Source organism: Rhodococcus sp. LB1, from assembly GCF_001583455.1.
Taxonomy (GTDB): domain Bacteria; phylum Actinomycetota; class Actinomycetes; order Mycobacteriales; family Mycobacteriaceae; genus Rhodococcus_F; species Rhodococcus_F opacus.
In genome coordinates, this window is sequence record NZ_LTCZ01000223.1 from 48,704 (window position 1) to 65,196 (window position 16,493).

A 16,493-nucleotide genomic window follows, 5' to 3' on the forward strand; every position below is an offset into this window, starting at 1 on the left:
GCCGGGTTCGACCGCAACAACGAACACAAGGAACCCTGCCGAAACCGGTCGGCAGCTCATACGAATCGAAGGCAGCGACATGACCGTCACCGACGACACAGTCCTCATTACCCGACCGCAGATCGGGCCACGTCAGCTGTTCATCGACGGGCAGTGGCGCGAGGCCGGCGCCGGGGAACGATTCGAGATCGTCGACCCCTCCACCGGGAAACCCGTCACCACCGTCGCCGAGGCGGACGCGGACGATCTCGACTCCGCCGTCCGCGCCGCACGTGCCGCGTTCGACGACGGCCGCTGGTCAAGACTGCCCGGCCGCGAACGGGCCCGGATCCTGCTCCGCGTCGCTGCGCTCGTCCGCGAACGGGCCGACGAGATCGTCGCCGTCGAAAGCGTCGACGTCGGCAAACCCGTCTCCCTGTGCCGACCGGTCGACGTGGTGACCACCGCCGAACAGTACGAGTACTGCGCCGCGCTCGCGCAGACCGCGGGCGGATCGAACCGGGAGACGCCTCTCGACGCCCACGCCTACACTCGCCGCGAACCGCTCGGGGTCGTCGGCGCCATCACCCCGTTCAACTTCCCACTCATCCTCAGTACGTCGAAAATCGCACCCGCCCTGGCGGCCGGGAACACCGTGGTCCACAAGCCCGCCGAGGACACCCCGCTGAGCGCCCTGCTGATGGCGGAGATCCTCACCGAGGCAGGGGTTCCCGCGGGTGTGGTCAACGTCGTCACCGGCAAGGGGTCGACCGTCGGCGAAGCCCTGTTGCAGCACAAGGGGATCGACAAGATCGCGTTCACCGGATCGACGGCGGTCGGTCGGCACGCCGCGAGCGTCGCCGGAGAGAACCTCACCCCCGTCACCATGGAACTCGGCGGCAACGCCGCGCACATCGTCTTCGAGGACGCCGACGTGGACAAGGCGATCGGCGCGATCATCAAGGGCTTCGTGTTCAACACCGGACAGTTCTGCATGGGCGGCCCGCGACTGCTCGTGGCCCGGCCGCTCTACGAGACGGTGCTCGGCATCCTCGGCCAGGCCGTTCCCGGTGTGCCCGTGGGCGACCCGTTCGACCCGACTACCGTCGTCGGACCGATGGCCGGGGACAAGCACGTGCGGAAGGTCGAGGAGTACGTGCGGATCGCCCGGAGCGAGAACGCACGCATCATCGCCGGCGGCGAACGCCTGGATCTGAACGGCGGCCACTACTACCAGCCGACCGTTATCGCCGACCTGCCCAACACCTCCCGCGTGGTGCAGGAGGAAATCTTCGGACCGGTGCTGACGGTACAACCGTTCGACACCGAGGACGAGGCAATCGGGCTGGCCAACAGCACCGAATACGGGCTCGCATCGGGCCTGCAGACCGTCGACGTCGCACGGGCTCACCGCGTCGCGGCCCGACTGCAGGCCGGAATCGTGTGGGTCAACGACTGGGCCATGCTCGACCCCGCCGTCCCGTTCGGTGGCGTGAAGAACTCCGGATTCGGCCGCGAATACGGCCCGGAGGCGCTCGAGTCGTATTCCAAGGTCAAGTCCGTCGTCATCTCCCTCGCCTAGAGCGCCTCACCCTTTCAGGAGCATCCATGACCACCAGCACCACTGCCGCCGTCGTCGAAACCGGCGGAGCGAAGTTCACCGTGTCCACCGTCGACCTCGACGAACCACGCCCCGACGAGATCCTCGTTCGTCTCGTCGCCGCGGGCCTGTGCCACACCGACCTCGGCGTCGCCTCGGGCGCGCTGCCGTTCCCGCTGCCGGGCGTGCTCGGGCACGAGGGAGCCGGGATCGTCGAGAAGGTCGGCGCCGGCGTGACGACGGTCGACGTCGGTGATCACGTCCTCCTGTCGTTCAGCTCGTGCGGCTCGTGCGGGAACTGCCGCGACGGGCATCCGGCCTACTGCGCAACATGGTTGCCGCTCAACCTGATCGGGGGCGGGCGCGCCGACGGCACCAGCCCCGTCAGTCGCGGCGGAGAGGCTATCGGTGGGCACTTCTTCGGGCAGTCCTCCTTCGCGCACCATGCCGTCGTCGACGCGCGCAGTGCGGTCAAGGTCGACCCGGACGCCCCACTGGACGTACTGGCGCCGCTGGGGTGTGGTGTGCAGACCGGAGTCGGGGCGGTGTGGAACGTGCTGAAGCCCCGCCCGGGGCAGACCGTGCTCGTCACGGGGGCGGGCGCCGTCGGGCTGTCGGCGGTGATGGCCGCGGCTCTGACTCCCGCGCCGAAGGTGATCGTCGTCGACCGGGTTCCGGCTCGGCTCGAACTCGCCCGTGAACTCGGCGCGACCCATGTGATCAACGCTGCCGAGGTCGACACCGCGGAGGAACTGGCGAAAATCGTTCCCGGCGGCGTCGACGGCGCGGTCGAGACCACCGGCAACGTCGGGGTGCTGCGGACCGCGATCGACGCGCTTGCACCTCGCGGCACGGCCGTCATCGTCGGTGCACCGGCCTTCGGCACCGAGGTGCCGGTCGACGTCAACGCCATGATCCCGGGCCGCACCATCGTGGGTCTGACGCTCGGCGACAGCGAAACCCAGACTCTCATCCCCGTGCTCGTCGACCTCGTCAAGTCGGGCCGGTTGCCGATCGACCGTCTCATCACGCACTACAGTTTCGACGACATCAACACCGCGGTCGCGGACATGACCAGCGGCGCCTCGATCAAACCGGTTCTCCGGTTCTGATCATCGAGAAGTAATCGAACGCAGTGCCGCAGAGGGGCTTTCACCGAACAACTCGCGGTACTGCCCGGCGAAGCGACCCAGGTGGTTGAACCCCCACCGGTAGGCGATCTCGGCGACGCCTGCCGTCTCGGGGTCGGCCGCCAGCAGGTCGCCACGGACCTTCCGCAGCCGGAGGTCCCGCAGATAGCGCATCGGGGTGGTGTGCAACGACGTCTGGAAGCCGTGCTGCAGCGCCCGCAGACTCACCCCGACCGCGCCCGCGATCTCGAGGGCGGTCAACGGCTCGTCTGCGTGCGCCTCGATGTACTGCTTGGCGTGCTCGACCGCCGCCGGGCAGGCGGGGGCGACGGTCGCCGCCAACTGCTCGCTGTAGTCGTGGCGCGATGCCAGGAGCAGCGACACGATCACGCTCTGCGTCAGCGGCGCCAGCAGTAGCGGGTGGCGGAACAGCGCATCCGTGTCGCGCAGTTGCACCGACAGGGCCTGCATCACGGACCACCACTGCTGCCCGTGCCCGGTGGTGATGTCCAACGCGAGGTCGAAGGCGATCGGGTTGCGGATGGGGCGTCCGAGGAGGAGGGCGAGTTGCTCCTCGACGGCGCGGCGTTCGATCTTCATCCCCAGGATCCGTCGGGTCTCCTGCCCCCAGCCCTGGAGCACCGATCCGCGGTCCGCGCGGTACACGGCGGCGCACGACGGGGTCGCGATGATCCGGTCGGCGCCCGAACTCGTCTTCAACCGGCCGCTCACCGGCACATTGACCTGGTACCAGTCCTCGAGTTTGCCGGTTTCGATCTCGACCTCGGTGTCGTAGGACAGCCAGCCCATTGTGACGGGACCCAACTCTGCGGCGTCGAGGTGTATGCCGAAGCTCTGCTGATCGCCGAGAACTTCCACGGAGTGCGGGTAGAACAGTCTTCCGCCCACGTGGCGCGCCTCTTCGACGTCTCGGCTGACGAGAGAGACAGACGCTGAGCCGCCGACAGAGGTGGACATCTCACAATGAGACCAGAGTCACACCACGATTGCAAGGTTTCCTTATCTTGAAGTCTGTCAAGGACAGTCTTTGAACCGTCCGATCGGGTAGTACCCGAGCCAGCCGGCCCAGGGGCATACTTGGCCGGCTCGGGGGTTTCCGCAGACGATACGGAGAAACTGATGCTCGACCGGCTGTACGCCGCTGTCCTCGCCGTCGCCGGGCTCGGCTACGGGGGATACATCCTCCTCGACGAGCTGACCGGAGGCTCGGACACCCCCGGAGAGGAAGACCATCACCTCCGCCGAGAACCCTCCGAGCAGGTGTCCACGGCATAACCGCACCTTCGTCATGGCACTCTGATGGACCGCTGCGGCAGGCAGCGGCCGGCTCACTGGTCGACGGTGAGGCCCTTCGCTTCGAGCACCTGGGCGAGATTGCTGACCTGGATCGGGGTTTCGCCCTTCTTGTACCGCTCGATGTAGGCGGCCTCGGCGGCGTCGCGCTCACGGGAGGCGTCGATGGCGAACTGGACCTCGTCGCGCCGGACCACCACCACTCCGTCGCAGTCACCCTTGATCACGTCGCCGGGATAGATGATCTGGCCGCCGAACACCAACGGCTGGTTGACGGGACCGAGGGATTCCTTCACCGTTCCCTCGATGCACACGTGCTTGGAGAAGACGGGGAACCCGAGTTCGCGGATCTCCCGGCTGTCCCGCACTCCGCCGTCCGTGACCAGCGCGCTGATGCCTCGGGCCACGCACGCGTTGGCCAGCACGTCGCCGAACTGGCCCGCCGGCTGGTCGCCGGAGGACACGATGAGCACGTCGCCGGGTTGCGCGTAGCTGATGGCGACCTGGAGCATGATGTTGTCGCGCGGATGGCAGACGACCGTGAACGCCGTTCCGCAGAACGACATATCGCGGTCGATGGGCTTGATCCCCGAATCCAGTGCGCCCTTGCGGCCCTGGGCTTCGTGGATGGTGGCGGCCGAGTAGGCGCCCAGCCGGTCGATCGCGGCCTTGTCGGCGCGGTCGATCTTGGTAGTGACGTGAACCATGGTGTCTCCGTTGGTCGTGTAAATGGGCGGGTGGGGTCAGCTGAGCGACGCGACGGCTTTCTCGACCGCCGCGGCCGCGTTCCGCAGCACGTCCTCGGACGTGGCGAACGAGACGCGGAAATACGACTGGGCGCCGTACGCGGAGCCCTGGATGGTGGCCACCGACGCGTGGTCGAGGAGGAAGAGCACCACGTCCTGGTCGTTCTCGAGCGGTGTGCCGTCGGGTGTCCGCTTGCCCACCAGGCCGGAGCATCCGACGAACAGGTAGAACGCGCCCTGCGGCAGTACGGGTTCCAGACCCTCGATTCGGGAGAACAATTCGAAGATGACGTCCCGCCGTGCCCGGTAGCTCGCGACGGAGGTGGTGACGAAACTCTGATCGCCGGTGAGCGCCTCGGCCGCGGCGGCCTGGCTGATCGACGACGGGCAGGAGGAACTCTGCGACTGCAGCTTGTTGATCGCTGCGATCAGGCCCTTGTTCCCGACGCCGTACCCCAGACGCCAGCCGGTCATCGCGTAGGCCTTCGAGACACCGTTGGTCACCAGGATCCGATCACGGAGGTGCGGCGCGGCCGACAACAGGTTCGGAACGGGTGAGTCGGTGAAGACGATCTCGTCGTAGATTTCGTCGCAGAGGACGTTCACGTGCGGGTTCCGGTCGAGGACCATTGCCAGTTCCGCCAGTTCCCGCTCGCTGTACACCGCACCGGTCGGATTCGACGGCGCGTTGAGGATCACCCATTTCGTCGCGGGAGTGATGGCGGCAGCGAGCTTCTCCGCGGTGAGCAGGAACCGGTCGGATTCCGGGCAGTCGACGACGACGGGTGTTCCGCCGTGGACGGTCACCATGTCGGGGTACGACACCCAGTACGGTGCGGGCACGATCACCTCGGTGCCCTCCTCCACCGTCGTCATCAGCGCCAGGAAGATGACCTGCTTGGCACCACCGCCGACGGTGATCTCGTTGTCCGCGAACTCGACCCCGGTCCGGTCGAGCATCCGCTTCGAGATCGCGTCCCGCAGTGCGGGAATACCGTTGACGGGGGTGTACTTGGTGAGACCGGATTCCATCGCTGCGACGGCTGCCGCCTTGATGTGGTCCGGCGTGTCGAAATCGGGCTCTCCGACCGTCAGGTCGAGGATCTCCCGCCCCGACGCCCGGAGCTCGCGAACCCGTTGCGCAGCTGCCACACTCGGTGACTCACGCATCTGGTCGACTCGTGCTGCAGGGACGAAGGTGGACATTGTTCCTCCTGGTCGAGGGCGTGGGAACGAAAGAAGCCGGGTAGTCGGGCGGTACCTTCACACCCAGGCTATCGGGGGCACATCACGCCTGTACAAGACCGATTACTTGTCGGGCGATAGCCGTTCGGCATGACTGGAATCAGAACGCCAGCAACACCTTCGCGGACGTGGACGCGTCCTTGGCGACGGCGAAGGCCTCGAGGCCGTCCTCGATGCCGAATTCGTGGCTGATCACCGGTTCGACGTTCAGGCTGCCGTCCGCCAGAGCGGCGAGCACCGAATCGATCTCGTCGTTGAATCGGAAGGATCCGACGAGTTCGAGTTCCCGCGTGATGACGAGCGAGAGCGGCGCGGGCTGAAGACCCGTGGGGAGCAGTCCGAGCATGACGACTCGGCCGCCGCGCGTCACGCCGCGAATCGCCGATTCGAGCCCGAGACCGTTACCGGAGCACTCGACGACGATGTCGGCGTCGACGGCCGCGATGCTCTCGGAGTCGGTGGCGTCGAGGGTCCGGTCGGCGCCGAGCGCCCGTGCGACGGTGAGGGGATATTCGTGCACGTCGACTGCGGTGATCTCGCGCGCCCCGGCCCGGCGCAGGACTGCCACCACGAGGCCGCCGATGGGTCCGCACCCCACGACGAGAGCGCTCTTCCCCGACACGTCGCCGGCGCGGGCCACGGCATGCCACGCGACGGCGGCGGGTTCCGCGACCGCAGCGGTGCGCAGTGGAAGGTCCGGTGGCAGCGGCCGCAGCATTCGGGAGGGCAGAACTGCGTACTTCGCGAATGCCCCTTCGGTGTGGGGGAATTGCGCTGCACTGCCGAGGTACGTGCATCCCGGCGAGAGGTTCGGGCGATCGGCGGGGAACCTGGCGCCGCGACCGCCGGGAGTGGCGGGATGCACGGCGACTCGTTCACCCGCTGCGGGGCCGCTGCCGTCCGCCGCGGCCTGCACCACCGTTCCCACCACTTCGTGGCCCAGCAGCATGGGTGCCTTCAGAATCGACTCACCCGCCGCCCCGTGCGTCCAGTAGTGCAGGTCGGATCCGCAGATCCCGCCGTATGCGATCTCGACGACCGTCTCGGACGATTCGGGCCGGCGCAGCGGCACCGATTCGATGCGCAGGTCTCCCGCGGCGTGCGCCACCACCCCGAGGGTTTCGGCCGGAAGCGGGGCGCCGGACTCGCGCTGTGCAGTCTTCACTGCGGGTCTCGATCGTTGCGCCGGATGAAGTCGAGTCCACCCGGTACCTGGAATGTGGGCATGATTTCGATCAGGCCGAGATTGACGTGGCCCGGGGCGTCGATCGCGAACTCGATGGTGTCGGCGATGTCCTTGGTCGTGATGGATTCGAAGCCTTCGTAGTACGTCTCCCACGCTTCCTTCATCGCCTCCGGCGACCCGCCCAGGTTGCGTCCGAAGATCTCGGTTTCGACTCTGCCCGGGCAGATCTCGGTCACGCGAATGCGCTTGCCGATGGTGTCGTTGCGCAGCTGTCGCGAGATCTGGTGCACCGCAGCCTTCGTGGCGTGGTAGGCGGTGTGGCCGTAGAAGTTGTACAGGCCGGCGATGGAGCTGATGTTGACGATGTGGCCGAGGTCCCGCTCGACCATTCCCGGCATCAGCAGCCGGCACAGGTGCAGCACCGCGCGGAGATTGACATCGACCATGGCGTCGACCGAGTCGGCCGAGGCATCCAGGATGTTGCCGGTGGCCGACACTCCCGCGTTGTTGATCAGCACGTCGATCTCGAGCCCCTCGACGGCCGCGCTCAGTGCGTCGATATCCGTGATGTCGACGGCGAGCGGGATCATTCCCGTCTTGTCCGCGACCTCGTCGAGACGTTCCTTGTTGCGGGCCACACCGTAGACGGTCAGTCCGCGCTTGGTCAGGATCTCGGTGACCGCGGCACCCATTCCGGTGTTGGCACCGGTGACGAGTGCCGTCCGGTAGTCGTTGAATGGCATAACGCTCCCTTGTCTTGCTGGTGGTGGTGAAAGTTGGTACAGCCCGGTGGTCTTCGAGTGGTCAGGAGACCACCGGGCCGAGTCTGGATCCGTCAGAGCGTGTCGCGGAGAGGCACGTGCGCCCGGTCGGTGATGGTGCTGACGGCGATGAGGGTGCCCACCGCGGTGACGACGGCATAGACCGCGGGAACGTAGATTCCGAACTGGGGGATCAGCCACGTCATGAGCAGGGGCGCCGTGCCACCGAAGACCGCCGAGGAGATGTTGTAGCCCAGCCCGTACGCCGAGTACCGCACCCGGGTGGGGAAGAGCTCGACGATGAGGATGTGGATGACGGCGGTGTGACCGGCGAAGATCACCGCCATGATGCATGCGCCGACCACGGCGAGCACGAAGTTGCCGGTCGCGATCAGGGCGTAACAGGGGATGGCACCGATGGCCATGGCGATCGCCGCGCCGGCGATGACCTTCTTGCGGCCGACGCGGTCGGAGAGAGCACCCATGAACGGGATGGCGATGCAGATCGCCACGAGGCTCGCCGCGGTCACGAGCAGGGCGGTGCCGGTCGAGAAGCCGATGTTGTCGCCCTTGAGGAACGTCGGCATGTAGGAGAACAGCACGTAGTAGCCGGAGCCGTTCATCAGCGGGATGAACAGCGCGAGCAGCATCGCCTTGCGGTGCTCGGGGGTCGCGAACGCTTCCTTCAGCGGGTTGCGGGACAGTCCGCCTTCGGCCTTGAGCTTCTCGAAGTTCGGGGTGTCGCTGATGGCCCGCCGGATGTACCAGCCGATGATGCCCATCGGGATCGCGACGAGGAACGGCACACGCCAGGCCCAGCTGGCCGGTCCGCCGCCGTTGATCGCGGCCTCGTTGAGCCACGGTGACATCGCGAACGCCACGAGCGTGCCGGTGAGCAGGGCCAGGAAGGACGCGATCTGGGCGTAGCTGGTGATGAGTCCGCGCTTGCCCTCCGGCGAGTGCTCGGCGAGGAAGGTCATGGCTCCCGCCGCCTCACCGCCCACGGAGAATCCCTGCAGGATGCGCAGGAGGATCAACAACGCGGGTGCGGCGACGCCGATCGCGGCGTAGGTCGGGAGAATGCCGATTCCCGCGGTGGCGACGCTGATCAGCATGATGACGAAGACGAGCATCTTCTGCCTGCCGATCCGGTCGCCCAGGATGCCGCAGACGACCGCGCCGAGAGGTCGCACGAAGAACGAGATCGCGTAACCGGCGAAGACGAGCATCAGCGCGTCACTCGACTTGGAGACGTCGAAGAAGACGATGGCCAGGGCGGTCGCCATGAAGGCGAAGATGCCGTTGTCGTAGAGCTCGACGAAGATGCCCACGCAGCCGGCGAGAACGACTTTGCGTAGCTGGCGGGGTTGCACCTCGTGTTCGGACGTGTGCCCGGCCGTGTCGGGTGAGATCGCGTTGGTCATGCTGACTCCATCTGGGGTACCGAGCTGTGCTGGGCGGATGTCGTTTCTGTGTGAAGGGGGATCCGAAGACTGGCGAACGCGTTCGCCACGCGGGAGCGGAGGAGATCGATCGAGCGTCGTTGTGACCGGTATGCGTCCACGGCGTCGGGGACGGTCACCTTCCTGAACCGGACCTCCTGGCCGGGGCGTGCCTGGCCGAGCTGGGACAGAGCGGTGGCGGTCACGACCGCGAGCACCGGGTATCCGGCGGTCACCCCTCGTCCACGATGCAGAACGAGGATCTCGTCGCCGGCGGGAACCTCGACCGCACCGATCGGCACTCCGCGGGAGAGCACCTCCGTCGACCGGTCTCTCCGGGGAACGGGGCTGCCCGGATCGGTCGGCGTGAGGCGGAGACCGATGTGGTTCGAGTTGCCGCCGATGACGAAGGGGGTGTCGAACAATCGGGCGGAGGTCGAGCCGAATTCGTGGACGTCGGGCCCATCCGTCACGTCGATGGTCCAGCATCCGGTGAAGGCCGCGGGCCGGGCGCCGAGCCGGAACAGCGGCATCCGGAAGTGCGGGTGGTCGATCGGCGGTCCGTCGACGTCGATGGCGACGGACTCGCCGACCGTCAGTTGCCGGCCGAAACCGAGTACCGAGTCGGGGGCGCAACTACCGAGCAGGTAGGGCGCGTCGATCGTTCCGTGCACGGCGAGGTAGACCCTGAGCCCGTCGCGGATTCCGCGGACGGTGAGTTCTTCGCCTGCGGTCCACACGAACGGCTCCCACTGTGGGCGGGTGACACCCCCGACCTGCACCTCCGCCGGCGCTCCGGTCACGGCGACGAGCAGGTCGATGCTCGCGACGGCGCCGAAGTCCATGGCGACCAACTCGAGCAGGGGTGCCGTACGCGGGCTTCCGACCAGTGCGTTCGCCACGTCGGCGCTGTACTGGTCCGAGGCGCCGCCGGTCATCTGGCCGAATCGGGATGCTCGGATCCGGCCGAGGTCCTGGATCGAGGTCAGGCCGGGTGTCGTGACGGTGATCGATTCAGCCATGACGGACCCCCTCGTACGTCGACCACTCGGCGGCGGTGATCGGAACGAAGAGGAACGTGTCGCCGGGCCGGAAGTCGGACAGTGGGTCCGTCGCCGGATCGACGATGGTCAGCGGGGTTCGACCGATCACCGGCCAGCCTCCCGGTGCGGGACGCGCGGACACGACGGCCTGCCTGCCCGCGACAGCGACCGCGCCGGCCGGCACGTGCGGCCGCGGAATCGTGCGGCGTGGGACGGGCCGCGGGAAGGCGGGGCCGTCCAGCATCGGGGCGCCGCCCGGGGAACCGAAGCAGCGCATCGTCAATGGGCCTGCGCCGTGCAGTCGGATCACCTCGGCGGGTGAGAGTTCGAGGTGTTCTGCCACCTCGTCGAGGTCGGGGCCGAAGTCTCCCCCGTAGACGACCGGGATCTCGAACTGCCGCGGGCCGCGGGCCGCGGCATCCGCGGGGAGCTCGATCAGTCGTTCGACATGTGCACGGATGGCGTCGTGGGTGGTTGCACCACAGTCGAATTCGACCAGCAACGCGTCGTACGTGGGGATGATGCCGGTGACCGCGACCTCGTCGCCGCGTGCGTCGAGCGCGGCGGCAACCGTGTGGACCGCCTGCCAACGCTCCTCGGCATCCGCGGACAGCGACGTGAGACGTACCGCGGAGTCTCCGCAATCCGAGAGGACGAACTCCCGGTGCGGCCGGATGCACGTCACGCCGGACACGACGCGGACTCCGTCTCTTCCTTGGCTGCTTCCTTGGCCGCGAGGACCTCCGTCACCGGGGCGATGACAACGCCCGCACGCAGGAGCGCCTCCCGGATCGCTCGCGCATTGCGTACGGCGTCGGCGCCGTCACCGTGCAGCAGCACCGTGTCGGCCTCGATCGGGATGCGGGTGCCGTCGACGGCCTCGACGACACCCTCGGTCACCATCTGTACCGTGCGCGCCACCAGAGTGTCCTGGTCGTGAATCACGGCACCGGGCTCGGACCGCGGCACCAGGGTGCCGTCCGAGCGGTACGCGCGGTCGACGATGGCGACGATCGCCACGCGAATCCCCCGCTCACGGGCGTGGTCGGCGAGTTCACCGTCCTGGGCGAGCACGATCAGCCGCGGGTCGAACGCTTCCACCGCGTCGACGACGGCACGTGCGTAGTCCGCGCGCGTCGCGACGAGGTTTCCCAACCGACCGTGCGGTGCGATGTGCGAGAGCGTCGTGCCGTGTGATGTCGCGAAGGCGTGCAGTGCGCCGAGTTGGTACAGAACGTCCGTGCGTACCTCGTCTGCGGTGAGGTCCATCGCGCGCCGGCCGAAGCCTGCCAGGTCGGGAAAGCTGGGGTGCGCGCCGATACCGATTCCGCGGGCGACGCATCCTCGGACCGTCGCGTCCATGGTCCTGGGGTCACCGGCATGGAATCCGCACGCGACGTTGGCGGACGTCAGCACGTCGAGCAGAGCGTCGTCGTCGCCCATCGTCCATGCGCCGAAGCTCTCGCCGAGGTCGGCGACGAGATCGATCTTGACAGTCACGGTGCCTCCCATGGGGACCTGCAGTGGAACCGCTGGTGCAGTTCCTGTGAACTTTCGATGTAAACGGACGCTACGCAGGATCCGGTTCGGGCGGTTAATACCTGTTTTACGTGAGGCGATAACGAACGTCTATGGTGTTTGAACAGCGGCGATGCAAAAAGGGAAGAACAGCGCCTCGCATTTGGCTACGGCGGTGTTTCCGCCCGGCAACCTTGTCGAAACCGCGGCGTGCTTGCGTCGCCGCATCGTCAGAAAGGCAGATCGCTCGTGGATACCCGACGCTTGTTCTCATTCGTCCGCATCGTCGACGCCGGAAGCATCACGCGGGCGGCCGACATTCTGCACATCGCCCAGCCGGCACTGAGCCAGCAGATGACGGCACTGGAGACGCACTTCGGTCAGCAGCTGCTGATCCGCAGCAAGCAGGGAGTGGAACCCACCGATGCGGGGCGCGCGCTGTACCGGCACGCGCAGGTGATCCTGCGGCAGGTGGAGAGCGCGCAAGCCGAGGTGAGCGTCGTCGGTCGAGAACTGGCGGGCGGTGTCTCCGTCGGGCTCGCGCCCTACAGCACCGTGAGTTCCATCGCGTTACCGCTGCTCACCGCGGTGCGGTCGCGGTACCCCAGCATCCTTCTGCACATCAACGAGAACTTCGGCGGCGTGCTGAGCGAGGCCATGATGACCGGCCGCATGGACATGGCGCTGCTCTACGACGCCGGGCCGATCAAGGGCGTCAACTTCGAGCGCCTTCTCACCGAGGAGCTCATGGTCGTCGCCCCGGCAGGCACCGGTCTGCCCGGTGACACCGGGACCGCCGTGGCCATCAAGGACCTCGTCGACCTGCCGCTGCTGCTGCCGGGCCCGATGCACACCATCCGCAAAGTGGTGGAGCAGGCCTACGAACACGCCTTCGAGCACGCGCGAGTGGTCGGCGAGGTGGAATCGGTGACCCTGATGGCGCAGGCGGTCCGGAACGGTCTGGGCGCGACGGTATTACCGTTCTCCGTGGCACGCCGCATCATGAATGTGGAGAACCTGGAACTCCGCCGCATCGAACCGACCATCGAAGTCCAGGTCTCCCTCGGAACACCCGCCAATCAGCCGCTCTCGGGACCTGCCGAGGCGGTACGCGAGGTGTTGCGCAGTGTCGTCGCCAACTACATCCGGACCAGTTCGGAAGCCGACCGAGGCCTTCAGTAGCCCCGGCCCGGGTCGATCGGCGCCATCAAAGGCGCTCCCGCAGCGAAGCGTTCGATGTTGGACGCGACGTGATCGGCAAGCAGCCGCGTCAGACCGGTCGCCGGATTCGCGACGTGCGGGGTGATGATGGCGTTCGGCAGGGTCCAGAGCGGGTGTCCGCCGGGAAGGGGTTCGGGGTCGGTGACGTCGAGGGCGGCCCCGCCGATCGACCCGGCCCGCAGTGCGTCGACGAGCCCCGCGGTGTCGACGAGGGAGCCGCGCGCCACGTTGACGATCCACGCCGTCGATTTCATCTGCGCGAGCGCGTCTTTGTCGACGATCTGTGCGGTCGCCGCCGTCGCCGGTGCGGCGATGACGAAATGATCGGCTCTGGACCAGATTTCCGACGTCCGATCGGACGGCAGCGTCTCCACTGCACCCGGTACCGGGGTTCCCGAACGGGTCACGGCGAGCACCCGCGCCCCGAACGCGTCGAGCAGCGGGATCATCGCACGACCGATGCCGCCGCACCCGACGATGGCGACCGTCGCCCCGCGCAGCGTGCCCACCTGCGGGTCGAACTCGGCCTTGCGCCAGGAGGTCGCGCGCACCTGCTCGGTGAGGGCACGGACCCCGGCCAGGAGCAGCAGGACTCCGTGTTCCGCGACGTTACCGGCATAGGCGCCGGCCGCGGACGTCCACGTCCGCTCGGTGTCGACGATCCCCGCGGAAATCCACGGCTCCACACCCGCCGAGGGGAGTTGCACCCAGCGCACCGAGTCCGGCAACTGCGCCGGGAACGTGTCGGGGCCCTGCGCCCACACCACGGCTTCGGCGTCGTCGAGCGGGGCGAGTACGCCTCCGCCCCGTTCGATCCCGCGCATCAGGGCGGTGTCGGGGTTCGGTCCGAGGTGAATACGGGGCGTTGCGGTGTTCGGCATCATGGTCTTTCGAGTCGGTCGGGTGAGGATCACACTACGGCGGTCAGGCCGCCGTCGACGTACAGGATCTGGCCGTTGACGAAGTCCGACGCCGGCGACGAGAGAAAGAGCAGTGCGCCCACGAGTTCCTCGGTGCGGCCCCACCGCCCGGCGGGCGTGCGTTTGGTCAGCCACGCACTGAACGCGGCATCGTTCACGAGCGCCTCGGTGAGCTGGGTATCGAAGTAGCCGGGCGCGATGGCGTTGGCCTGCAGTCCCAATGGTGCCCAGTCGGCGCACATTCCGCGTGTGAGCATCTTCAGCCCGCCCTTACTCGCGGCGTACGGGGCGATGCCCGCCCGGCCCAGTTCACTCTGGACGGAACAGATGTTGACGATCTTGCCGTGCCCGCGCCGGACCATCGCCCGCGCGAACTCGCGGCCGACGAAGAAGGCGCTGCTCAGGTTGGTGTCGAGCACGCGACGGAAGTCGTCGTCGCCGAACTCGAGCAGTGGGCTGCGGTGCTGGACGCCGGTGTTGTTCACGACGATCTCGACGGGACCGATCTCGTTCTCGACCCGCTGCGCGGCGGCGGCGACCTCCTCGGGAGCGGTGACGTCGAAGGCGCAGGTGTGGACTGTCCCACCGGTGGCGCGGACGATCTCGTCGCGGCTGCGTGCGAGGGCGTCGGCGTCCCGCCCGTTGAGCACGACCTCCGCACCCGCCTCGGCGAGTCCGTTGGCGAGTGCGAAGCCGATTCCCCGACTCGACCCCGTGACGAGCGCGATCTTGCCCTCGACGTCGAAACTCCCATGCGAACTCACTGTGTGACGACCTTTCGTTCTTCGTGCAGGTATTCGACGGCGGCCCGGGCGATCGCGTCCGGCGCCGGAGCGACGTCCAGGACCACTCCGAATTCGTCGGCGTCGAGCGGCTCGAGGAGCGCGAACTGGGAATCGAGCAGGGCAGGTGGCATGAAGTGCCCGCTCCGCGCGTGCATCCGGTCGTGGATGACCTCCCGCTCGCCCGTGAGGTGGACGAACAGCACCGGGTCGGAGACGTCGCGGAGGATGTCCCGGTAGCTCCGCCGTAGCGCCGAGCACGCCACCACACCACGGCGTCCCTGATCGGACAGTTCCCGCAGTCGGTCACGGACGACTGCGAGCCACGGCGCCCGGTCGTCGTCGGTCAGCGGGATACCGGCGGCCATCTTCTCGACGTTCGACGGCGGATGCAGATCGTCGGCGTCGAGGAACCGGTGGCCGGAAAGTTCGGAAACTTGCTGCGCGACTGTCGTCTTCCCGCAGCCGGTCACCCCCATCACCACGATGTGGGGTCGCTGATCGCCACTCATGAAATGTTCCTGTCCGCCGGTGTGGAGAGATGCAGTTCGAACATGCCCGACCGGACAACTGCTTGGCAATGGCGGAGGGGATACCGGTTGACGTTGCCGTCATAGCGAAGCGCGAGGGATGCGGGGTGTTACCGGCTCACGAGTTTGATCGCCGCGGCCTCGATGGTCTCCTCCGACAGCAGGACCTCGAGTGCAGCGTCGCCGAGCGGAATGAAACTGTCGTCGCTCGTGACGCGTGCAAGCGGCCCGGTGAAGCCGTCGTCGACCAATGCCGCGACCACACCCTCGGAGACACCCCCCGATGTGCGGGTCTCGTCGACGACGAGGACCCGGCCGGTGGCGTTCGCCTCCCGGACGATGTCCGAGACGGGTAACGGTGCGAGCCACCGCATATCCACCACACGCGCAGCGATGTGCGCCTTCGCGAGCCGGCGCGCGACCCGCAGGCTCATCCGGACCCCGTTGCCGAACGTGACGATCGTCAGGTCGGTGCCGTCACCGTACGTGCGGGCGGAGCCGATCGGCACATGGTTCTCGGCCCGCTTCACCGGATCCGGATACGCGGCCAGCCACCGCTCGTCACCGTCCTCGTACAGATCCCGGGTGTGGTACAGCGCAATCGGTTCCAGATACACACACACCGCCCCCGCGGTCCGCGCGGCCGCCACGCACGTGTGCATCATGGCCGCGGCGTCGTCGGGGCGAGCCGGGGATGCCACGACGACCCCGGGAATGTCACGCAGCGCGGCGACGGCGTTGTCGTTGTGGAAATGCCCACCGAACCCCTTCTGATACCCGTACCCCGCGACCCGCACCACCATCGGATTGCGGTACTGACGGTCGGAGAAGAACTGCAACGTCGCACCCTCCCCGCGGATCTGATCGGCGGCATTGTGCAGATACGCCAGGTACTGGATCTCCGGGATCGGCAGCAGTCCGGACACCCCCGCGCCCAGCGCGAGCCCCAGGATCGCCTGTTCGTCGAGAAGCGTGTCGAACACACGCGCCGACCCCGCCCTCTTCATCAGACCCCGCGTCACCCCGTAGACCCCGCCCTTGCGGGCCACGTCCTCACCGAACACCAGCGACTCGGG

The 16,493-nt window shown here is 67.5% G+C and carries 17 protein-coding genes; 4 read left to right on the plus strand and 13 right to left on the minus strand.

Annotated features, from left to right (window positions below; translation table 11 throughout):
• Positions 1 to 79: 79 nt before the first annotated feature.
• The gene (locus AZG88_RS26535; protein WP_197436310.1) at positions 80 to 1,561 is read left to right on the plus strand and encodes an aldehyde dehydrogenase family protein; all 1,482 of its coding nucleotides are present in this window, start codon (positions 80 to 82) and stop codon (positions 1,559 to 1,561) included.
• 26 nt (positions 1,562 to 1,587) lie between these two features.
• The gene (locus tag AZG88_RS26540) at positions 1,588 to 2,691 is read left to right on the plus strand and encodes an NAD(P)-dependent alcohol dehydrogenase (protein ID WP_005250046.1); all 1,104 of its coding nucleotides are present in this window, start codon (positions 1,588 to 1,590) and stop codon (positions 2,689 to 2,691) included.
• Here the strand turns inward: AZG88_RS26540 and AZG88_RS26545 are convergent, their stop codons facing one another.
• Positions 2,692 to 3,687: an AraC family transcriptional regulator gene (locus AZG88_RS26545; RefSeq protein ID WP_197436309.1), complete on the minus strand. Its 996-nt coding sequence runs from the start codon at positions 3,685 to 3,687 to the stop codon at positions 2,692 to 2,694.
• Between the two features lie 162 nt (positions 3,688 to 3,849).
• On the opposite strand from AZG88_RS26545, the gene AZG88_RS52895 reads away from it, so the two are divergent.
• Positions 3,850 to 4,005 carry a hypothetical protein gene (locus AZG88_RS52895; protein WP_164709609.1) on the plus strand — a complete coding sequence of 52 codons (156 nt, stop codon included), beginning with the start codon at positions 3,850 to 3,852 and terminating at the stop codon, positions 4,003 to 4,005.
• A gap of 53 nt (positions 4,006 to 4,058) precedes the next feature.
• Here AZG88_RS52895 and AZG88_RS26550 read toward each other — a convergent pair whose 3' ends face one another.
• The 8 genes from AZG88_RS26550 to AZG88_RS26585 all read right to left on the minus strand — a co-directional run bounded on the left by AZG88_RS26550 (position 4,059) and on the right by AZG88_RS26585 (position 11,958).
• Complete coding sequence (locus AZG88_RS26550; protein WP_005250043.1) at positions 4,059 to 4,730, minus strand: 4-carboxy-4-hydroxy-2-oxoadipate aldolase/oxaloacetate decarboxylase; 672 nt, start codon at positions 4,728 to 4,730, stop codon at positions 4,059 to 4,061.
• A 36-nt stretch (positions 4,731 to 4,766) separates the two neighbouring features.
• Complete coding sequence (locus AZG88_RS26555) at positions 4,767 to 5,975, minus strand: aspartate transaminase (protein ID WP_061044697.1); 1,209 nt, start codon at positions 5,973 to 5,975, stop codon at positions 4,767 to 4,769.
• Between the two features lie 139 nt (positions 5,976 to 6,114).
• On the minus strand, positions 6,115 to 7,179 hold the full coding sequence (locus AZG88_RS26560) for an L-idonate 5-dehydrogenase (protein ID WP_061044696.1): 1,065 nt from the start codon (positions 7,177 to 7,179) through the stop codon (positions 6,115 to 6,117).
• A complete protein-coding gene (locus AZG88_RS26565) occupies positions 7,176 to 7,943 on the minus strand; it encodes an SDR family oxidoreductase (protein ID WP_061044695.1) in 768 nt (255 codons plus the stop codon). The genes AZG88_RS26560 and AZG88_RS26565 overlap by 4 nt, the downstream gene beginning before the upstream one ends.
• Before the next feature lie 92 nt (positions 7,944 to 8,035).
• Positions 8,036 to 9,385 (minus strand): MFS transporter, encoded by a 1,350-nt coding sequence (locus AZG88_RS26570; RefSeq protein WP_005250039.1) that lies wholly within the window; start codon positions 9,383 to 9,385, stop codon positions 8,036 to 8,038.
• Positions 9,382 to 10,425 carry a biotin-dependent carboxyltransferase family protein gene (locus AZG88_RS26575; RefSeq protein WP_061044694.1) on the minus strand — a complete coding sequence of 348 codons (1,044 nt, stop codon included), beginning with the start codon at positions 10,423 to 10,425 and terminating at the stop codon, positions 9,382 to 9,384. Before AZG88_RS26575 ends, AZG88_RS26570 begins: the two co-directional genes overlap by 4 nt.
• A complete protein-coding gene (locus tag AZG88_RS26580) occupies positions 10,418 to 11,140 on the minus strand; it encodes a 5-oxoprolinase subunit B family protein (protein WP_005250037.1) in 723 nt (240 codons plus the stop codon). The genes AZG88_RS26575 and AZG88_RS26580 overlap by 8 nt, the downstream gene beginning before the upstream one ends.
• Positions 11,128 to 11,958, minus strand: a complete 831-nt coding sequence (locus AZG88_RS26585; RefSeq protein WP_061044693.1) for a LamB/YcsF family protein — start codon at positions 11,956 to 11,958, stop codon at positions 11,128 to 11,130. The genes AZG88_RS26580 and AZG88_RS26585 overlap by 13 nt, the downstream gene beginning before the upstream one ends.
• Positions 11,959 to 12,228: 270 nt before the next feature.
• On the opposite strand from AZG88_RS26585, the gene nac reads away from it, so the two are divergent.
• Positions 12,229 to 13,146 (plus strand): nitrogen assimilation transcriptional regulator NAC, encoded by a 918-nt coding sequence (nac, locus tag AZG88_RS26590; RefSeq protein WP_005250035.1) that lies wholly within the window; start codon positions 12,229 to 12,231, stop codon positions 13,144 to 13,146.
• Here the strand turns inward: nac and AZG88_RS26595 are convergent.
• From AZG88_RS26595 to AZG88_RS26610, 4 genes are all read right to left on the minus strand, one after another.
• On the minus strand, positions 13,140 to 14,069 hold the full coding sequence (locus AZG88_RS26595; RefSeq protein ID WP_082764816.1) for a D-isomer specific 2-hydroxyacid dehydrogenase family protein: 930 nt from the start codon (positions 14,067 to 14,069) through the stop codon (positions 13,140 to 13,142). The two genes, nac and AZG88_RS26595, sit on opposite strands and share 7 nt — an antisense overlap.
• Positions 14,070 to 14,095: 26 nt before the next feature.
• Complete coding sequence (locus AZG88_RS26600) at positions 14,096 to 14,869, minus strand: SDR family oxidoreductase (RefSeq protein WP_005250033.1); 774 nt, start codon at positions 14,867 to 14,869, stop codon at positions 14,096 to 14,098.
• Complete coding sequence (locus AZG88_RS26605) at positions 14,866 to 15,399, minus strand: gluconokinase (protein ID WP_061044692.1); 534 nt, start codon at positions 15,397 to 15,399, stop codon at positions 14,866 to 14,868. Before AZG88_RS26605 ends, AZG88_RS26600 begins: the two co-directional genes overlap by 4 nt.
• Before the next feature lie 128 nt (positions 15,400 to 15,527).
• Positions 15,528 to 16,493 (minus strand): alpha-ketoacid dehydrogenase subunit beta (locus tag AZG88_RS26610; protein ID WP_331712299.1); only part of this gene is annotated, 966 nt, incomplete at its 5' end.

Excerpts from the sequence above, each read along its gene's own strand:
- AZG88_RS26555 (WP_061044697.1), bottom strand. The coding sequence starts at position 5,975 with ATGTCCACCTTCGTCCCTGCAGCACGAGTCGACCAGATGCGTGAGTCA.
- AZG88_RS26550 (WP_005250043.1), bottom strand. The coding sequence starts at position 4,730 with ATGGTTCACGTCACTACCAAGATCGACCGCGCCGACAAGGCCGCGATC.
- AZG88_RS26545 (WP_197436309.1), bottom strand. The coding sequence starts at position 3,687 with ATGTCCACCTCTGTCGGCGGCTCAGCGTCTGTCTCTCTCGTCAGCCGA.
- AZG88_RS26605 (WP_061044692.1), bottom strand. The coding sequence starts at position 15,399 with ATGAGTGGCGATCAGCGACCCCACATCGTGGTGATGGGGGTGACCGGC.
- AZG88_RS26585 (WP_061044693.1), bottom strand. The coding sequence starts at position 11,958 with ATGGGAGGCACCGTGACTGTCAAGATCGATCTCGTCGCCGACCTCGGC.
- AZG88_RS26570 (WP_005250039.1), bottom strand. The coding sequence starts at position 9,385 with ATGACCAACGCGATCTCACCCGACACGGCCGGGCACACGTCCGAACAC.
- AZG88_RS26595 (WP_082764816.1), bottom strand. The coding sequence starts at position 14,069 with ATGATGCCGAACACCGCAACGCCCCGTATTCACCTCGGACCGAACCCC.
- AZG88_RS26540 (WP_005250046.1), top strand. The coding sequence starts at position 1,588 with ATGACCACCAGCACCACTGCCGCCGTCGTCGAAACCGGCGGAGCGAAG.
- AZG88_RS52895 (WP_164709609.1), top strand. The coding sequence starts at position 3,850 with ATGCTCGACCGGCTGTACGCCGCTGTCCTCGCCGTCGCCGGGCTCGGC.
- AZG88_RS26535 (WP_197436310.1), top strand. The coding sequence starts at position 80 with ATGACCGTCACCGACGACACAGTCCTCATTACCCGACCGCAGATCGGG.
- AZG88_RS26565 (WP_061044695.1), bottom strand. The coding sequence starts at position 7,943 with ATGCCATTCAACGACTACCGGACGGCACTCGTCACCGGTGCCAACACC.
- AZG88_RS26575 (WP_061044694.1), bottom strand. The coding sequence starts at position 10,425 with ATGGCTGAATCGATCACCGTCACGACACCCGGCCTGACCTCGATCCAG.